This window comes from Streptomyces sp. NPDC051320 (assembly GCF_040682175.1).
Lineage (GTDB): Bacteria > Actinomycetota > Actinomycetes > Streptomycetales > Streptomycetaceae > Streptomyces.
The window spans coordinates 14,190-30,755 of record NZ_JBFBAL010000010.1; the positions used below are offsets into that span (position 1 = coordinate 14,190).

The 16,566-nt window shown below is 71.8% G+C and carries 13 protein-coding genes; 8 read left to right on the forward strand and 5 right to left on the reverse strand.

The genetic code is table 11. From position 1 onward, the window contains the following. Positions 1 to 23: 23 nt before the first annotated feature. Positions 24 to 1,046: a hypothetical protein gene (locus tag AB0M87_RS22090; protein ID WP_365855461.1), complete on the forward strand. Its 1,023-nt coding sequence runs from the start codon at positions 24 to 26 to the stop codon at positions 1,044 to 1,046. Positions 1,047 to 1,065: 19 nt separating this feature from the next. Here AB0M87_RS22090 and AB0M87_RS22095 read toward each other — a convergent pair whose 3' ends face one another. Beyond that, positions 1,066 to 2,496: an NAD(P)/FAD-dependent oxidoreductase gene (locus AB0M87_RS22095; protein ID WP_365855463.1), complete on the reverse strand. Its 1,431-nt coding sequence runs from the start codon at positions 2,494 to 2,496 to the stop codon at positions 1,066 to 1,068. Between the two features lie 433 nt (positions 2,497 to 2,929). On the opposite strand from AB0M87_RS22095, the gene AB0M87_RS22100 reads away from it, so the two are divergent. From AB0M87_RS22100 to AB0M87_RS22110, 3 genes are all read left to right on the forward strand, one after another. Continuing rightward, positions 2,930 to 3,457 (forward strand): SAV_6107 family HEPN domain-containing protein, encoded by a 528-nt coding sequence (locus AB0M87_RS22100; RefSeq protein WP_365855465.1) that lies wholly within the window; start codon positions 2,930 to 2,932, stop codon positions 3,455 to 3,457. Between the two features lie 138 nt (positions 3,458 to 3,595). Continuing rightward, positions 3,596 to 4,354 carry a methyltransferase gene (locus tag AB0M87_RS22105; RefSeq protein ID WP_365855467.1) on the forward strand — a complete coding sequence of 253 codons (759 nt, stop codon included), beginning with the start codon at positions 3,596 to 3,598 and terminating at the stop codon, positions 4,352 to 4,354. 247 nt (positions 4,355 to 4,601) lie between these two features. Beyond that, positions 4,602 to 5,000, forward strand: a complete 399-nt coding sequence (locus tag AB0M87_RS22110; RefSeq protein WP_365855469.1) for a DUF3040 domain-containing protein — start codon at positions 4,602 to 4,604, stop codon at positions 4,998 to 5,000. Between the two features lie 161 nt (positions 5,001 to 5,161). Here the strand turns inward: AB0M87_RS22110 and AB0M87_RS22115 are convergent, their stop codons facing one another. The 4 genes from AB0M87_RS22115 to AB0M87_RS22130 form a co-directional block, all read right to left on the reverse strand. Next, complete coding sequence (locus tag AB0M87_RS22115) at positions 5,162 to 7,579, reverse strand: DUF3488 and transglutaminase-like domain-containing protein (RefSeq protein ID WP_365855471.1); 2,418 nt, start codon at positions 7,577 to 7,579, stop codon at positions 5,162 to 5,164. Next, positions 7,576 to 8,955: a DUF58 domain-containing protein gene (locus AB0M87_RS22120; protein ID WP_365855473.1), complete on the reverse strand. Its 1,380-nt coding sequence runs from the start codon at positions 8,953 to 8,955 to the stop codon at positions 7,576 to 7,578. The genes AB0M87_RS22115 and AB0M87_RS22120 overlap by 4 nt, the downstream gene beginning before the upstream one ends. Then, positions 8,955 to 9,992 (reverse strand): MoxR family ATPase, encoded by a 1,038-nt coding sequence (locus tag AB0M87_RS22125; protein ID WP_365855475.1) that lies wholly within the window; start codon positions 9,990 to 9,992, stop codon positions 8,955 to 8,957. The genes AB0M87_RS22120 and AB0M87_RS22125 overlap by 1 nt, the downstream gene beginning before the upstream one ends. 337 nt (positions 9,993 to 10,329) lie before the next feature. Then, a complete protein-coding gene (locus AB0M87_RS22130; RefSeq protein ID WP_365855477.1) occupies positions 10,330 to 10,896 on the reverse strand; it encodes a carbonic anhydrase in 567 nt (188 codons plus the stop codon). Positions 10,897 to 11,338: 442 nt separating this feature from the next. Here AB0M87_RS22130 and rsmH point away from each other — a divergent pair, with 442 nt between their 5' ends. Genes rsmH through AB0M87_RS22150 form a run of 4 tightly spaced genes read left to right on the forward strand, consistent with a single transcriptional unit; the run spans position 11,339 to position 16,564 of the window. Continuing rightward, entirely contained in the window at positions 11,339 to 12,295 is a 957-nt protein-coding gene (rsmH, locus tag AB0M87_RS22135; RefSeq protein WP_365855479.1) for a 16S rRNA (cytosine(1402)-N(4))-methyltransferase RsmH, read from the forward strand. Then, positions 12,292 to 12,897, forward strand: coding sequence for a hypothetical protein (locus AB0M87_RS22140; protein ID WP_365855481.1), 606 nt, complete (start codon positions 12,292 to 12,294; stop codon positions 12,895 to 12,897). Before rsmH ends, AB0M87_RS22140 begins: the two co-directional genes overlap by 4 nt. Before the next feature lie 4 nt (positions 12,898 to 12,901). Then, positions 12,902 to 14,839 carry a penicillin-binding protein 2 gene (locus tag AB0M87_RS22145; RefSeq protein WP_365855483.1) on the forward strand — a complete coding sequence of 646 codons (1,938 nt, stop codon included), beginning with the start codon at positions 12,902 to 12,904 and terminating at the stop codon, positions 14,837 to 14,839. Positions 14,840 to 14,890: 51 nt separating this feature from the next. Beyond that, positions 14,891 to 16,564: a UDP-N-acetylmuramoyl-L-alanyl-D-glutamate--2,6-diaminopimelate ligase gene (locus AB0M87_RS22150; RefSeq protein ID WP_365855485.1), complete on the forward strand. Its 1,674-nt coding sequence runs from the start codon at positions 14,891 to 14,893 to the stop codon at positions 16,562 to 16,564. Positions 16,565 to 16,566: the final 2 nt, after the last annotated feature.

The window sequence follows — 16,566 nt, forward strand, 5'->3', positions numbered from 1 at the left end:
GCGGCCGTACGAGAGGGGCGTACATGGGCTGGACGGTCCTCTATGTCGGCTTCGGGTTCGTCGCGCTGTGGTTGCTGGGCGAGGTGCTGCTGCAGTACAAGGCGCGGCTCCGCTGGCGCATGCTCGCCTTCACCGGCTTCCTCGGTGTGGTCGCCGGGGTGCTGCTGCACTCGGTGCCGGTGATCGTGGCGGGCGCTCTCGCCTTCGCGGTCGGCCAGACCTACGTGACGCTGTCCTTCCGGCGCGGCTTCTCGACGGGCTGGGCCCTGGGCGGCTCGCCGGGGGCGAGCCGACGGCGCAAGCGCGCCACCGAGGGCGCGGCCAGGGAGCCGGTCCTGGAGGTGACGGATCTCGCATACGGTTCCGGCGCACCGGACGAGGAGACATCGCCCGGCGCGGGCGCCGGACAGGGCGAGAGCGCCTACGAGCAACCCGGCCCCCAGCCGGGCGAGTACGAGCAGCCGGCGTACAGCCAGGGCGGCTACGAGCCGAACAACTCCGACGGCAACGGCTTCGACGCGAACGGTTTTGACTCCAGCGCCTACGACCCGAACGCCTACGACCCGAACGCCTACGACCGGCCCGCCTACGAGCCGGCCGGCGCCATGGCATCGGACTCCACCGCCGTCTACGCCCCGCAGCCCATGCCGGACGACACCGGCCAGTACGGGATATACAGCGACACCGCCTACGGCACGGCCGCGCAGTACGGCGCCTACGACACCAACGGCTACGACCAGAACCAGCAGCAGAACACCGGGCAGTACGACTACGGCAACGGACAGCAGCAGTACGCCCCCTACTCGGACCCGTACGTCGGCTCAGGACAGTACGACGCCTCCTACGGCGGCCAGCAGCAGTACGCCGACCCGTACGCCGGGCAGTACACCACCGACACCCCGCCCGGCGGGGTGTGGGTCCCGCAGCAGCGGGAGACCGAACAGCCGCCGTACGGCACGCCCGAACAGCCCGCGTACGAGCCGCAGCCCAACGGCGGCACTCCCGGGTACGACAACGGCTACAGCGAGCAGCAGTACCGCTACTGACGCCGCGCGACGCGCGAGTTCACTGGGAGCCGCGGAAGCCGTCGCCCTCCACGATCAGCCCGGCGGCCAGCGCACCGGACATCCCGGCGTGGGCGAACCCGCCTCCCGGGTGCGCCCAGCCGCCCACCAGGAACAGGCCGGGCAGCGACGACCGATTGGGGACCGGCAGCAGTTCTCCGCCCGCACCGGCCAGAGCCGGGCCGGGCACCGTGGCGCTGCCGGTCTCCCGCAGGGTGTCGGCCGGGGTCCGCACCTCCCGCCACAGCGTCCGCCCGCCCAGTCCGGGCAGGGCCGCCTCGGCCGCCGCCACGACGCGGTCGGCGAAGACCTCCGCCGGCCCCGCGGCCCGGGAGGCGGCCACGCCGGTCCAGTCCGCCACCGGCACCGTGACCGTCAGCGTGACCGACTCGTGGTCCCGGTCGGGGACCAGCGCCGGATCATCCGGGCGCAGCACCGTCACCATCGGCAGATCGCGGTCCGCGCGGTGGACGACGGTGCGGTGCACCGCACCGTCCGGCCGACCGCCACGCAGCGCAAGACACACCACGACCCGTCCGGTACCGGTGTCCGTCCTGCGATGCGGGAGCGGAACCGCGGGAACCGGCGCGCCCGCGATCACCTGTTCCGCGTCGATCCGCCGTCCGTCGGCCAGCTCGACGCCGCACGCCATGCCGTCCTTCTCCCGCACCGCGATCACCTCGGCGGAGAACACGAACTCGACCTTCCGCGCCAGGCACCGCCGGTACATGGCGTCGGCCAGCGCGCGCATCCCGCCGCGTACGTACCAACTCCCGAAGGTCTGCTCCATGTAGGGCAGTACGGCCGCCGATGCCGGCGCGTTCACCGGGTCGAAACCGTAGGACAGCGCGTAGCTCCCCAGCAGTGCCGCCAGCCGCGCGTCACGCAGCTCCCGGCCGGCCACCTCGCCGAGCGTGGTCGCGGTGCGCCGCAGCAGCCCGGTCCGGAGCGCCGGGTACGGGTCGCGGCTCAGCGGCGCGGTGTCCGCCGGGAGCGGTTCCTCCAGGAGCGGGCGCCTGGTCCGGTCCCAGGTGTCCCGTGCGCGGTCCAGGAACGCGCCCCAACGCGGCCCGGCGCCGCCGCCCAGCGCGGCTTCCAGCGCATCGACCACCCCGGCGCGCGAGGCGTTCGGCAACAGCACGTCCGTGCCGTCGGCGAAGAGATGGCGGCTCGCGGGGTCCACCTGGACCAGCTCGACGCACTGTTCCAGCGGCTCACGGCCCGTCTTGACGAACAAGTCGCGGTGGACGGCGGGAAGATGGAGGAGTCCCGGCCCGGTGTCGAAGGCGAACCCGTCCCGCTCGAACCGGCCCACCGCTCCGCCGTACGTCGACGAGCGTTCGAACACCGTCACCCGGTGGCCCGCCGCGGCCAGTCGGGCGGCAGCCGCCAGGGCGCCGGTGCCGGCTCCGATCACCGCAATCTGTGCCATGACAGGCACTTTATCGGTGTGGACGGACAGCGCCGGTCTCTGAGTACCCGTACTCACCGGGCGAGATGAGTAATTGCGCGGATGGGCCGCCACCTGCACGGACGGCAGAGTGTGGGACACGGAAGGGGCGCACCGCCGGTACCGCCGACACGGGGCTGCGGAACGGCGGGCTCTCCTGCCCAGTACGGGGATGTACGGGGGAGTACACCGGGGGAGTACGGAGTACGCGCCGTTCCGGCAGGCCCAGCACGCCATGGCCTGCCGGGACGGCTCGTCTTCGTTTGCTCCTCTTCGGTTTCGCCCTTTCATTTCCGTCGGTCCGTTTTCGTCGGTCCGCTCCGCAAAAGCGCAGGTCAGCGCCGATTGTCAGTGGTGTGTCGCACAGTGGACACATACGGCCACCGCGCCGTCACATCACGACAGGAGGTTCGTCATGGCCAGCTCGAACGCCTCAGCCGCGCGCCGGCACCGTGTCACCGCCCCTGCCCCCACGTCCAGCGGCTCGGCGGGCGACATCCACCCCGTCCTGCGCCGCACCACCGCTCCGCCCGCAGCGCTGGATCTGCTCGCTCAGGCCCGTACCGGGCTCGACGAGGCAGCCGTTCTGGAGACGCCGAACGAACGCTATGCCACGGCCCACCTCGCGGCGCTGCGGACCGCCGCCGCGGTGCTCGCCGTCCGTGGCTGCCCCGACACCGTGCCGCGCCGCAGACAGCGCATCCGCAGCGCCTGGGAAGTCCTCACCGAGATCGCCCCGGAGCTCGCCGAGTGGAGCGCGCTCTTCGCTTCCGGGGCCCGCCGCAGGGCCAGGGCAGAGGCCGGCATACCGGGCGCGGCCGGCCACCGGGACGCCGACGACCTGCTGCGGGACGCGGCCATGTTCCTGCGCCTCGTCGAGCGGCTGCTCGTGCTCCAGCCGGTGCTTCCGCAACCCAGGGCGGAGCACCCGAAGGCGGGGTGACCGGGGCAACGGCTCACGCGGGGTGACCGGCGGCGGTCCGGGAGGCAATAAGGTGGGAGGCACGTCCCTGTTCACGTGTCTCAGCCGCTGCCCGCGTCGCACCGTGGGCGGTGGCCCCGCGCCGAGGAGTCAACCGCCGTGCCGGACCAGCTGCGCCCCCGCGCCTCCCTTCGAACCGCCGTGGTGTGGGACGTACTCAAGGACGCCCTCGAGCGCCGGGTCAAGGCGACCGGACGGGACACCCTGGACGTTCTCGACACCGGGGGCGGCACCGGTAACTTCGCGGTGCCCGTCGCTCGCCTGGGCCACCGGGTCACCGTGGTCGACCCCAGCCCCAACGCGCTCTTCGGTCTGGAGCGCAGGGCCGCAGAGGCAGGCGTCGCCGATCAGGTGCGCGGCGTGCAGGGCGATGTGCTCGGACTCTTCGACGTCGTGCAGCGCGCGGGATACGACGCGGTGCTCTGTCACGGGGTGCTCGAATACGTCGAGGACCCCGCCGAGGGAGTCAGGAACGCGGTCGACGCGCTCCGCCCGTCCGGTGCGCTCAGTCTTCTCGCGGCCGGCCTCGGCGGAGCCGTGCTGGCCAGGGCGCTGGCCGGGCACTTCGCCGAAGCACGACAGGCACTGACCGACCCGGCAGGACGCTGGGGCGAAGGCGACCCGGTGCCCCGGCGGTTCACCGCGGAACAGCTCACCGGGCTGGTCGCGGCGGCCGGTGTGGATGTCGGTGCGGTGCACGGCGTGCGGGTCTTCGCCGACCTCGTACCGGGCGCGCTGGTCGACACGGAGCCCGGTGCCCTCGACGCGCTGCTGCAGCTCGAGGCGGCGGCCGCGGAGCTGCCCGCTTTCCACGCGGTCGCCACCCAGCTGCACGTGCTGGGCGAGAAGCAGGGCTGATCAGCAACGCAGTGACGTACGTACTGGGCTACTGGCCCCCCGATCGGGGGCTAGTCCCCGTATGATCGGGGTAACCATCCGGCATGACGGTTCGGCCGTCGGGGCATGCGCGCCTCGGTAGCTGTTCCGCGTGGCGGCCCGGATGGTGAATTGGCGTAGAGGGCGGGTTTCACGGGGGCGATTCCCTGCCTATTCTGAAAGGGCCGCATCACGGTCGCCCCCCGCGACCGACGAGTAGGAGGACTCCGTGCCGCTCTCGGAGCACGAGCAGCGCATGCTCGAGCAGATGGAGCGAGCGCTGTACGCCGAAGATCCCAAGTTCGCGACAGCGCTCGAGGGAAGCGGGCTGCGTACGTACACCCGGCGACGGGTTTACCAGGCGGTCGCTGGCTTTCTGGTGGGTATCGCGCTCCTCATGGCGGGAATGGTCGCCCAGCAGATCTGGGTCAGCGTGGTGGGGTTCCTCGTCATGCTCGGCTGCGCAGTGCTCGCGATCACCGGGTGGCGGAAAGCGCCGAAGCCCGGTGAGCAGCAACAGGCCACCGGACAGGTGGCGGCGAGGCAGCCCAGGAAACATCGCTCGATGATGAACCGGATCGAAGCACGGTGGCAGCGCCGCCGCGACGGCGACGAACAAGGGCGCTGAGCCCCACAGCTCACAGCCTCCACGGTTCAGCGGCCCAGCAGGATGACAACCGGCTGAACGTACGGGTGAGGGGCGACCGCCTTCGAGGCGGTCGCCCCTCACCCGTTTCCCGACGGCAAGCCGTGGCCGGCCCGAACTCGCGCCGGGCGGCCGCCGATTGCTCAGCCGCCCTGCCGCGACGGCCGCCGCAGAGCCGACCACCGGCGGTCCAGCCCCGCGAGGCACCCCTTCAGCCGGTCCGCGGCCGCGTTCCAGCGCCGGGACAGCCCCCACCGCACCCGAACGGCCGAACGCGGAGCGATCACCGCCCGGATCCGCACGACCCTCCCCGCACCGGCCCGCAGGCCTGCACGGACCCGGTGAACATCCTCGGCGAGGCTGCTCGGCTCGCCGGGCTCCGGCGCGTACAGCACCCGCTCGACGGCACCCGCCGTCCGGTGCACCGCATCGGCGGCCGACCCGGTCAGCGAACCGATCCGTACGATCCGTTCCGCCGCCTTCCGCGGGGTCCGGGAGGCATCGGGCTCGATGCCGTAGTCCCACGCCGAGTCGGTGATCTCACGCCACGCTGCCAGCGTCCGATGGGCGCCGTCCGTCGGAGTACGCCCCCCGGATCCCAGCCGCCGCGCCCGGACCCTGACCCGCCACAGCAGCGGCAGCACCAGCAGCAGGACCAGCAGGGCCGCCACCGCAGCCGCGGCGATCGCCGGGGCCGGCGATGAGGCCGGGGCGGCGACGGCGCCACCGTTCCGCTGCGCGCCACCCCCGCAGTCGTTCAGCTTGCGCAGCTCCGGCGGGCAGTCCGCCGTCGCCGACGGCGTCGTGACCGGCGCGGCCGACGCGGTGCCCTCCGGCTGCGCCGGAGTCGTCGGACTGTCGGGCGACGTGTCGGCCTGGGTGTACGTGGGCACCGACCCACGTGTCGGGGTGGGCTCGAAACGCGTCCAGCCCACACCTGCGAAGTAGAGCTCGGGCCAGGCATGCGCATCGCGCAGCCCCACCGACATGGTGCCGTCCTGCTGCATGGTGCCCGGGGTGAAGCCGACCGCCACCCGGGCCGGGATATGCAGCGTCCTGGCCATCGCCGCCATGGTGAAGGCGAAGTGGACGCAGAAGCCCTGCCTCTGCTTCAGGAAGCGGGCGATCGCAGCGGATCCGGTACCCGACTCCACCTGGGTGTCATAGGTGAAGCCGCCGTCCGAAGCGAACCAGTCCTGCAACTTGACCGCGCGCTCGTAGTCGTTCGCCGCGCCGGCCGTCACCTGCTCCGCGGTCGACTTCACCACATCGGGCAGCGAGCCCGGCACCTTCGTGTATTCGTTCTGCAGGTTCTCCGGGGGAGCCGGGGCCGCGGCCAGTTGAGCCGCGGTCGGCTGCACCAGCAGACTGTTCACGCCGTACTGCGCACCGCGGGTGGTCTGTCCGCGGTCGCCCACCAGCGTCCGCCCGGCCGGCTCGAAGCGCCACCGTCCCTTGATGCTCACCTTCGTGGCCGGATAGGGCATCGGCAGCCAGTTCTGGGCGTACCATCCGGCGGCCGAGATGTTGGTGCGGATCTCGGTCCGGTCGACGTCGGGGCTCAGCCCCGGCGGCTGAGGCAGTTCGGCCGGCACGTCCTCGATCCGCCGCTCCGACGACTTCCACGCGGTGCCGTCGAACTGGTCGAGCGAGACGATCCGCAGGTAGAGGCCGTCGGTGGCGGTCGCGTTGGTGCGATACCGCATCACCTCACGGTCGTCCGACTGGGTGAGGCTGTTCTGCAGCGAGACCAGTGGGTTCACCGCCGAGATGGTGCCGCCACCACCGGTGCCGGTGCCCGCCCCCGTACTCCCGAGCAGCCCGGTGTCCAGGGCAGGCAGCGCCGCGGGGACAACCAGGGCGAAGCCCAGCGCGACCGCGCCGATGCGCCGGCCGGTGCGGACCGTGGCCCTCGGAGTGCCGCCGACCTCGAACCCGGAGGCGTTCCGGCCGCCGGCCCGTGGCGCACCACCGAAGACCCGTCCCCACTGCGAGAGCCGGTCCCTGCTCTCGGCGAGGAGAAGCAGCAGATAACCCGATGCGGCCAGAACGAACCAGAGCCAGGCCGCGCTGCTGCGCGCGATGCCGGCCGCGACGGAGTAGAGCGCCAACAGCGGCAGCCCGGCAGGGGCCGCGCTGCGGAAGGTCACGGCGAGCGCGTCCACCAGCAGGCCGATCAGCAGCACCCCGCCGATCAGCATCAGTCGCAGACTCGCGGTCGCCGGGGCCGGTATGGCGTACTGCCCGACGTCCTCGGTGCCCTGCCGCAGCAACTGCCCGAAGCGCACGATGACATCGGCGTCCGGCAGGATACCGACGATGGCCGAGCTTCGGGCGAAGACCATGGTGAGCAGCAGGAATGCCGTCACCACCTGGGCCAGTACCGTCAGCGGCCGTGCCAGCGGTACCCGCCGGGCGAGTGCCCCGACCCCGCTCTGGATCGCCAGCAGCACAGCCGCCTGCACGATCCAGGACACCGGGTCGACCAGCGGCAGCAGGGCCGCGGCCGCCAGCATCGTCGCGGTGAAGGCGCACAGCGCCAGTCTCGTGCGGCCGCTCATGACCATCCCCCCGAGGCCCCGGCGACGGTGGAGCCGGTGCCGCCGTGCCACACGGCGGACGCCGTCGCGGTGCGCTCCTGGCCCGCCCGGCGCCACAGCTCGGCCAGCGGCACACCCGGCCGGGCCTCCAGCGCGGTCCAGCCCGCGTCCCGCAGCAGCTGCAGCCGGTGCCCGGCACGGTCCATCGCGCCGCTCTGCGCCCATGCCTCGCTGTTCAGCACGAAGGCGACGGCCACGCCGCTGCGCTGCCGCATACGGGCCGCCACCGCGGCCTGCTCGTCGTCCAGGTCGCCGAAGAAGGCGATCAGCAGGCCTTCGTTCCCGCCGCGCAGCACGTCGTACGCACGCGAGAGCCCTTCCTCGTCGGAGTGCTCCAGGACGGCCAGCGTCTCCATCATCAGGCCGGCCGAGTCCGCGGACTCCTGGGTCGCCCCGGCGAACCCCCCCGAGCTGTCGGCCGGCACCGAACTGCCGGTGTCCGTGAGCAGTCGCACCGAGAAGCCCCGCTCGAGCACATGGACCAGCGCGGACGCCGCTCCCGAGACGGCCCACTCGAAGGCCGAGTCGGGGCCCGCCCCCTGGTAGGCGCCGCCCCGGGTGTCGAGCAGCACCGTGCAGCGGGCCCGCTGCGGCTGCTCCTCGCGGCGCACCATGAGCTCGCCGTACCGCGCGGTCGAGCGCCAGTGCACCCGGCGCAGGTCGTCGCCGTGCCGGTAGCCGCGCGGTATCACATCGTCCTCGCCGGCCAGCGCCGGCGACCGCTGCCGCCCGTCGCCGTGCCCCGAGGCCGCACCGGTCAGCCGCACCGGCGGCAGCGGCTCGGTCCTGGGGACGACGGTCAAGGTGTCCTGGGTGCTGAAGGACCGGGTCAGTTCGCACATCCCGAACGGATCGGCCAGCCGGAGCTGGAGCGGACCCAGCGGGTAGCGCCCGCGCAGGTCGGACCGGACCCGGTAGGACACCTCACGCCGCCCGCCCGCCTCCACCCGGTCCAGCACGAACCGGGGCCGCGGCCCGAGTACGTACGGCACCCGGTCCTGGAGCATCAGCAGGCCGGTGGGCAGTCGCGAGACGTTGTCCATCCGCAGATGGACCCGGGCCTCGGAGCCCGCCGGTACCCGGGCCGGGGAGAGCCGCCTGCTGCCGGCCACCCGGTAGCGCGTCCGATGGAGCACCATCGCGCACGCCGGCGGCAGCACGGCGAGCAGCAGGCCGACCCTCAGCAGGTCCGGCTGCCCCAGGGCATACGCGCACACCGCGGCAGCGATACCGGCGGCGAGGAACGAACGCCCGCGTGTGGTCAGCCCGGACAGTGCGGTCCGCAGACCGGCCTGCTCCTCCTCGACCGCGTGCGGGGACCCGCCGCCGGCGGCCATCACAGCCGCCGGGTGCCCGGCTGCTGCTGCCGGTACGCCGGGGTACCCGGCGGCGGGGACTGCCGAGTGGCCGGGTAGCCGCCGTCGGTGGCCGCCTGGGCGGCGGGCACCGCGGTGCGCTGCAGGATGTCCTGGACGACCTGCTCGGCGGTACGCCGGTTCAGCTGGGCCTGCGCGGTGGGCAGCAGCCGGTGCGCCAGCACCGCGACGGCCAGCGCCTGCACATCGTCGGGCAGGGCGTACTCGCGCCCGCTCAGCGCCGCCGAGGCTTTCGCGGCGCGCAGCAGGTGCAGGGTCGCGCGCGGTGAGGCGCCGAGTCTGAGGTCGGGGTGGTGACGGGTGGCCGAGACCAGCTCGACCGCGTAGCGCCGGACGGGGTCGGCGACATGGACCGAGCGGACCGCGTCGATCAGTTTCACGATCTCGTGGGCGTGCGCCACCGGCTGCAGGTCGTCCAGCGGGGAGACCCCGCCGTGCACGTCGAGCATCTGCAGCTCGGCCTCGGGGCTGGGATAGCCGATGGAGACCCGCGCCATGAACCGGTCCCGCTGGGCTTCGGGCAGCGGGTAGGTGCCCTCCATCTCCACCGGGTTCTGGGTGGCCACCACCATGAAGGGGCTGGGCAGTTCATAGGTCTGCCCGTCGATGGTGACCTGGCGCTCCTCCATCGATTCGAGCAGCGCCGACTGGGTCTTCGGCGACGCGCGGTTGATCTCGTCGCCGATCACGATCTGCGCGAAGATCGCGCCCGGTTTGAACTCGAAGTCGCGGCGCTGCTGGTCGAAGATCGACACGCCGGTGATGTCCGAGGGCAACAGGTCGGGCGTGAACTGGATGCGTCGTACCGAGCAGTCGATGGAGCGTGCCAGCGCCTTGGCCAGCATGGTCTTGCCCACGCCGGGAACATCTTCGATGAGCAGGTGACCCTCGGCGAGCAGCACGGTCAGCGAAAGCCGTACGACCTCGGGCTTGCCCTCGATCACACCCTCCACCGACCGGCGGATCCGCTCCGCTGTGGTGGTCAGATCGTCCCCCACGCTCGGATTCGCTCGCGCGGGGGCACCCCCATGGCTCGCTCGATCGTCATAGGTCGTCACCCGGCCCTCCTCGGCCCATTCCAGCTCTTGCGGAGCACGGGATACCCCACATAACGGGCCGGGGGCATGACACACGGCCCCGGCCCACCCCGAACAGCGGACGCCCCGCCCGGTGGACCGGACGAGGTGTCACCCCTGCATTCTGGTTGCCGTTACCGCTTCGTGTCACTCGACTGTGGACAAGTGGACGGGATATGTCGCGGCTTGCCGTGTTTTTTGCGCCGCTCCGACTGCTCGGATGAGGGTCCCGGAGGGCGCGGTCCCGGCCGGCCGGGCCTCAGACGGCCGCGTCGATCTCCCGCAGCAGTCCCGTCTGCACGTCGAGGACAAAGCCGCGGACATCGTCGGTGTGCAGCAGGAACGGAGAGGTCCTGACCCGCTGCATCGACTGGCGCACGTCCTGGTCCGCGTCGCTGAAGGACTCCACGGCCCAGGCCGGCTTCTGGCCGACCTCTGCCTCCAGTTGCTGCCGGAAGTCCTCGGTGATCGTCTGCTGGCCGCAGCTGGTGTGGTGGATGAGGACGACGCTACGCGTGCCGAGGGCGCGCTGGCTGACGGTGAGTGAACGGATGACGTCGTCGGTCACCACCCCGCCCGCGTTGCGGAGCGTATGGCAGTCACCGACCTCGAGACCGAGGGCGGCCTGCAGATCCAGGCGGGCGTCCATACAGGTGACCAAGGCGACGCGCAGGGCCGGACGGGCATCCCGGCCGGCGTCGTCGAACTTGTCGGCATAGCGTTGATTGGCCTCAACCAGTCGGTCGGTGACCGTACCGCCGTCATTGACGGCGAGGTGCGGCTGCGACGGGGCGGGCTCTGCGGAGCGGTGCGCAGGAGTCGACATGTTTATGACGGTAACCGGCGCTGATCGATCAGTCCCGCCCGGGGGCCGAAAAATTACCCCCATCCGTGGTTGCTGTGAGCTAAACCACAGACTGTCATCCGGTAATCAGTCCGAGTGAAAAGCCGGTCCGGCGGCGCGCTGGGCGGTTGATTGACCGGCGGGATCGGTGGACTAAAGTGACGCGGAGTGGGAGGCGCGGCGATGCGTCCCCGCGCAGTCCGTGTGGCCTGCATGTCGCATTCATGTCGTGCTCGTGGACATGCCGTGCTCATGGACGTAGTCCGCCACGCTTCGCACACCCCCGCATGCGCGGTGTACGTACGGCTCGGCCCTCTCCCGCTCGTCGGCCGGCCGACGCCCCTTCCGGCGCCGGTGGACCGTCCCCTTCCGAGCGGGCGGGGACCCGGCAGTACGTGCGATCGCGCCGTAACTGAGAGGGCGCATGAGCCAGTCCCGACATGTCCCGGTGATGCTCCAGCGATGCCTGGACCTGTTGGCCCCGGCGCTCGCCCAGCCCGGCGCGGTCGTCGTCGACTGCACCCTCGGCCTCGGCGGTCACAGCGAGGCACTGCTTTCCACCTTCCCCGCGGCCCGGCTTGTCGCGCTCGACCGGGACAAGGAGGCGCTGCGGCTCTCCGGTGAGCGGCTGGCACGCTTCGGCGACCGGGTCACGCTGGTGCACGCGGTCTACGACGAACTGCCCGACGTCCTCGACCGCCTGGCGATCCCGCGGGTCCAGGGAGTCCTCTTCGACCTCGGTGTCTCCTCGATGCAACTGGACGAGGCGGACCGCGGGTTCGCGTACGCGCAGGATGCTCCGCTCGACATGCGCATGGACCAGACGACCGGTGTCGGCGCCGCCGAGGTGCTCAACACCTATCCGCCCGGCGAACTCGTCCGGATCCTCCGGGCGTACGGCGAGGAGAAGCAGGCCAAGCGCATTGTGTCGGCCGTGGTGCGGGAGCGAGAGAAGGAGCCCTTCACCAACAGCGCCCGGCTGGTCGAGCTGATCCGTGACTCCCTGCCGCAGGCCGCCAAGCGGACCGGCGGAAACCCGGCCAAACGCACCTTCCAGGCGCTGCGGATCGAGGTCAACGGCGAGCTCACCGTGCTGGAGCGGGCGATCCCCGCCGCGGTGGCCTCGCTGGCGGTGGGCGGCCGTATCGCCGTCCTCTCGTACCACTCGCTCGAGGACCGCCTGGTCAAGCAGGTCTTCGCCGCCGGGGCCGCCAACACGGCGCCGGCCGGCCTGCCGGTCGTGCCCGAGCGCTACCAGCCACGGCTGAAGCTGCTCACCCGCGGCGCGGAACTCCCGACGGAGGAGGAGGTCGCGGAGAACCGGCGTGCGGCCCCCGCACGGCTGCGGGGTGCGCAGCGGATTCGCGAGGAGGCCCCGTGAGCAAACCGGCCAGTGAGCTGAAAGGCCGCGCCGCCCGGCTGGCCAGGCTGCTGCCCGCCCGACCGAGCAGAGCGGCCCGGACACCTTTCGTCCTCCTGGTCGTGCTGCTGCTCGGTGGCGGTCTGATCGGCCTGCTGATGCTGAACTCCGCGCTCAACGCGGGGTCCTTCCAGCTGAGCAAGTACGAGAAGCGGAACACCGAGCTCACCGACGAGGAGCAGGCGCTGCAGCGGGATGTCGACGACCGCTCGGCGCCCGGCGCCCTGGCGAAACGCGCCGGTGAACTCGGCATGGTGCCGGGCGGTGGTCCGGTCTTCCTCAATCCGGACGGTACGGTCCGGGGCGTCCCCGCAGAGGTCACCGCGGAGCCCGCCCGGGCGTTCGTACCGGCGTCCGAACCCGCCGCGACACCGGACGCGAGCCTGCCCAACACCGCGCCCGGGACACCGACCGAAACACCGGCCGGGACACCGGACGTGACGCCCGGCGCCGACCCGCCCGTGACCCCGCAGGGGGCGGCTGCGAACGGCGCGTCGGCGACCCCCGCATCGCCCGCCCCGGCCGATCCGACAACAGAGCCCACCCCGACCCCCGGCAGGTGACGCAGTGCCGTCCAAGGAACCACCGCGCCGCCGAGTACCGGTCCCCGCGCGCTCGGCGAGGCCGGCAGCACCGGCGCGCCCGGTGCGACGCCGGCCGGCCCCGCCGAGAAGGAGCACCCGGACGCTGCGACTCGGCAGCCCGCGCCCGAGGCTGCGGCTCATCAGCCTCTGTCTGACCGTGGTGATGGGGATCTTCGTCGTACGGCTGCTCCAGGTGCAGGCCGTCGACGCGAGCGCCTACGCGACCAAGGCGGACAAGAACCGCTATCTCAGCCACACACTGACCGCGGACCGCGGTGAGATCACCGACCGCAGCGGTGTCGCGCTCGCCGCCAGTGTCGATGCCTACGACATCACCGCCGACCCCACGATGTTCACCCGGAAGCAGACCCACGTGGCGGACGCCCCCCAACAGGCGGGCGCGCTCCTCGCACCGATCCTCGGCGTGGACGCCGACACCCTCGCCAAGAAGCTCGCCACCCCCCGGACCCGCTACGTGCTGCTGGCGCGCAGGCAGACCCCCCAGGTCTGGAACCAGATCAAGGACCTGCAGAGCGTGCTGCTGCAGAAGGCCAGCGCCAAGAAGGGCGCCAACGTGCTGGCCGGGGTCTTCCACGAGCCGACCACCAAACGGGTGTACCCGAACGGCGACCTCGCCGCCGGGGTACTCGGCTGGGTCAATGCCGCGGGCAAGGGTGCGGGCGGCCTCGAGTCCTCCCTGAACAAGGAGTTGGCCGGCCGGAACGGCAAGATCACCTACGCCCAGTCCGGCGGCCGTCAGGTGCCCACCGCGGGCCGGAGCGAGGTCCCCGCCGTCGCGGGTTCGGACGTCCAGCTCACCCTGGACCGGGACATCCAGTGGGCCGCGCAGAGCGCCATCTCGGCCCAGGTGAAGAAGTCCAAGGCCGACCGCGGCTACGTGGTGGTGCAGGACACCAGGACCGGCGAGGTCCTCGCCATGGCCGATGCCCCCGGCTTCGACCCCAACGACCTCCGCCACGCGAACCCGGCCGACCTGGGCAACGCCGCGCTCCAGGACGCCTTCGAACCGGGTTCCACCAGCAAGGTCATGTCGATGTCCGCCGTCATCGAGGAGGGGGTGGCCACCCCCGCTACCCACGTGACCGTACCCAACCGGCTGCACCGCGGTGACCGGCTGTTCCACGACGACATCGACCACGACACCTGGTCCCTGACGCTCAACGGCGTACTGGCCAAGTCCAGCAACATCGGCACGATCCTGGCCGCCGGACAGCTGGGGAAGACCCAGCCGGAGGCCAACAAGGTCCTCTACTCGTACCTGCGCAAATTCGGTATCGGGCGCCCCAGCGGCGTCGGCTTCCCCGGTGAGACCCCCGGCATTCTCGCCAAGCCGCAGGACTGGTCGACCTCCCAGCAGTACACCATCCCGTTCGGCCAGGGCCTCTCGCTCAACGCCCTGCAGGCCGCGTCGATCTACTCCACGATCGGCAACGGCGGCGTCCGGGTCGAACCCTCCCTGATCCGCGGCACCAAGGGCCCCGACGGCCGTTTCGACCCCGCGCCCGAGCCCAGCAGGACCCGGGTGGTGAGCGAGAAGACGGCGAAGACGGTCTCCCGCATGCTGGAGTCCGTGGTCGGCGACGAGGAAGGCACCGGAGTCTCCGCCCGTATCCCTGGCTACCGGGTCGCGGGCAAGACCGGGACGGCCAACCGGGTGGATCCCAGAACGGGTCGCTACCGCGGTTACACCGCCTCGTTCGCGGGCTTCGCGCCGGCCGACAACCCGCGGGTCACGGTCTACTGCGCCATCCAGAACCCGACGAGCGGGCCCTACTTCGGCGGCTCGATCTGCGGCCCCATCTACAAGAAGGTCATGGAGTTCGCCCTCAAGTCGCTCCAGGTGCCGCCGACCGGCAAGAAGGCCGCCCCCCTGCCGGTCACCTTCGATCCCGAACAGTGATCCTTCGAGTGGCCCCGCGAGGGGCCACCACGAGTCATCCAGGAACCATCAGTGACGACCATCACCAGCGACCCGGGGAACCGAAACGCTCCGCACCCCTCACTTCGCGACAAGCCCGGTGAGCCCGGTACGCTCACCGCCGTGCCACAAGCTGATCAGTCCCAAACCACCCAGAAGGACGCCTCTGTGACCTACCCCGGAGCGCCCCGTCCGGCCGAGGTACGGCCGACCGCCTTGGCGGAACTGGCACGACAACTGGGTATCGCGTCCCCGGGCGCCGGTGAGGTCACCGGCATCACCCACGACTCCAGGGCGGTCCGCCCCGGAGACCTGTACGCGGCCCTGCCCGGCGCCCGCTTCCACGGCGCCGACTTCGTCGTGCAGGCGGCCGGCCTCGGAGCCGCCGCCGTACTGACCGACCCGACCGGCACCGAACGCGCCGCGGCGACCGGCCTGCCGGTGCTCACCGCCGACGACCCCCGGTCCCTGATGGGCGAACTGGCCGCCGAGATCTACGGCCATCCCGGCCGCGAGCTGCTCCAGATCGGCATCACCGGCACCTCGGGCAAAACCACCACCGCCTATCTGGTCGAGGGCGGTATCCGGGCCGCGGGGCATCTCAGCGGTCTCATCGGCACGGTGGAGATGCGGATCGGTGACGAACGCATCAAGTCCGAGCGCACCACCCCCGAAGCCACCGACCTCCAGGCGCTCTTCGCGGTGATGCGCGAACGCGGCGTCGACTCGGTCGCCATGGAGGTGTCCAGCCACGCCCTGGTGCTCGGCCGGGTCGACGGTTGTGTCTTCGACGTCGCCGTCTTCAGCAACCTCAGCCCCGAGCACATGGAATTCCACTCCGACATGGAGGACTACTTCCAGGCGAAGGCGCGGCTGTTCACCCCGGAGCGCAGCAGGCTCGCGGTCGTCAACCTCGACGACGAGTACGGGCGCAGGCTCGTCGACCAGGCCACCGTGCCGGTGACCACCTTCTCCGCGGAGGGACACCCGGACGCCGACTGGCGGGCCGAGAACGTCGACGTCTTGCGCTTCACCAGCACGTTCACCGTGGTCGGCCCCAAGGGCGAGCGCATCGCGGCCACCTCACCGCTGCCCGGACCCTTCAACGTCGCCAACACCCTGGCCGCGATCGTCACCCTCGCCGTCGCCGGGGTCGACCCGCAGACCGCCGCCGACGGTATCGCCGCCGTACCCGGCGTACCCGGCCGCCTGGAACGGGTGGACGCGGGCCAGCCGTATCTGGCCGTCGTCGACTACGCGCACAAGACCGACGCCGTCGAATCGGTGCTGCGTGCCCTGCGCAAGGTCACCGAGGGCAGGCTGCACATCGTCCTCGGCTGCGGCGGTGACCGGGACCGGACCAAACGGGGCCCGATGGGAGCGGCCGCCGCGCGGCTCGCCGACACCGCCGTCCTGACCTCCGACAACCCCCGCTCCGAGGACCCGCTCGCGATCCTCGCCACCATGGTCGCGGGCGCCGCCGAGGTGCCGGTGCACGAGCGCGGCGACGTCCTGATCGACTCCGACCGGGCCGGCGCCATCCGGGCAGCCGTGGCCAGGGCCCGGCCCGGCGACACCGTGCTGGTCGCCGGCAAGGGCCATGAGCAGGGTCAGGACATCGCCGGAGTGGTACGCCCCTTCGACGACCGCCAGGTTCTGCGCGCGGCCATCGAGCGCGCGGCCATCGAGAACAACAGTCAGGGATGACC

Excerpts from the sequence above, each read along its gene's own strand:
- AB0M87_RS22090 (WP_365855461.1), top strand. The coding sequence starts at position 24 with ATGGGCTGGACGGTCCTCTATGTCGGCTTCGGGTTCGTCGCGCTGTGG.
- AB0M87_RS22095 (WP_365855463.1), bottom strand. The coding sequence starts at position 2,496 with ATGGCACAGATTGCGGTGATCGGAGCCGGCACCGGCGCCCTGGCGGCT.
- AB0M87_RS22100 (WP_365855465.1), top strand. The coding sequence starts at position 2,930 with ATGGCCAGCTCGAACGCCTCAGCCGCGCGCCGGCACCGTGTCACCGCC.
- AB0M87_RS22115 (WP_365855471.1), bottom strand. The coding sequence starts at position 7,579 with ATGAGCGGCCGCACGAGACTGGCGCTGTGCGCCTTCACCGCGACGATG.
- AB0M87_RS22120 (WP_365855473.1), bottom strand. The coding sequence starts at position 8,955 with ATGGCCGCCGGCGGCGGGTCCCCGCACGCGGTCGAGGAGGAGCAGGCC.
- AB0M87_RS22130 (WP_365855477.1), bottom strand. The coding sequence starts at position 10,896 with ATGTCGACTCCTGCGCACCGCTCCGCAGAGCCCGCCCCGTCGCAGCCG.
- rsmH (WP_365855479.1), top strand. The coding sequence starts at position 11,339 with ATGAGCCAGTCCCGACATGTCCCGGTGATGCTCCAGCGATGCCTGGAC.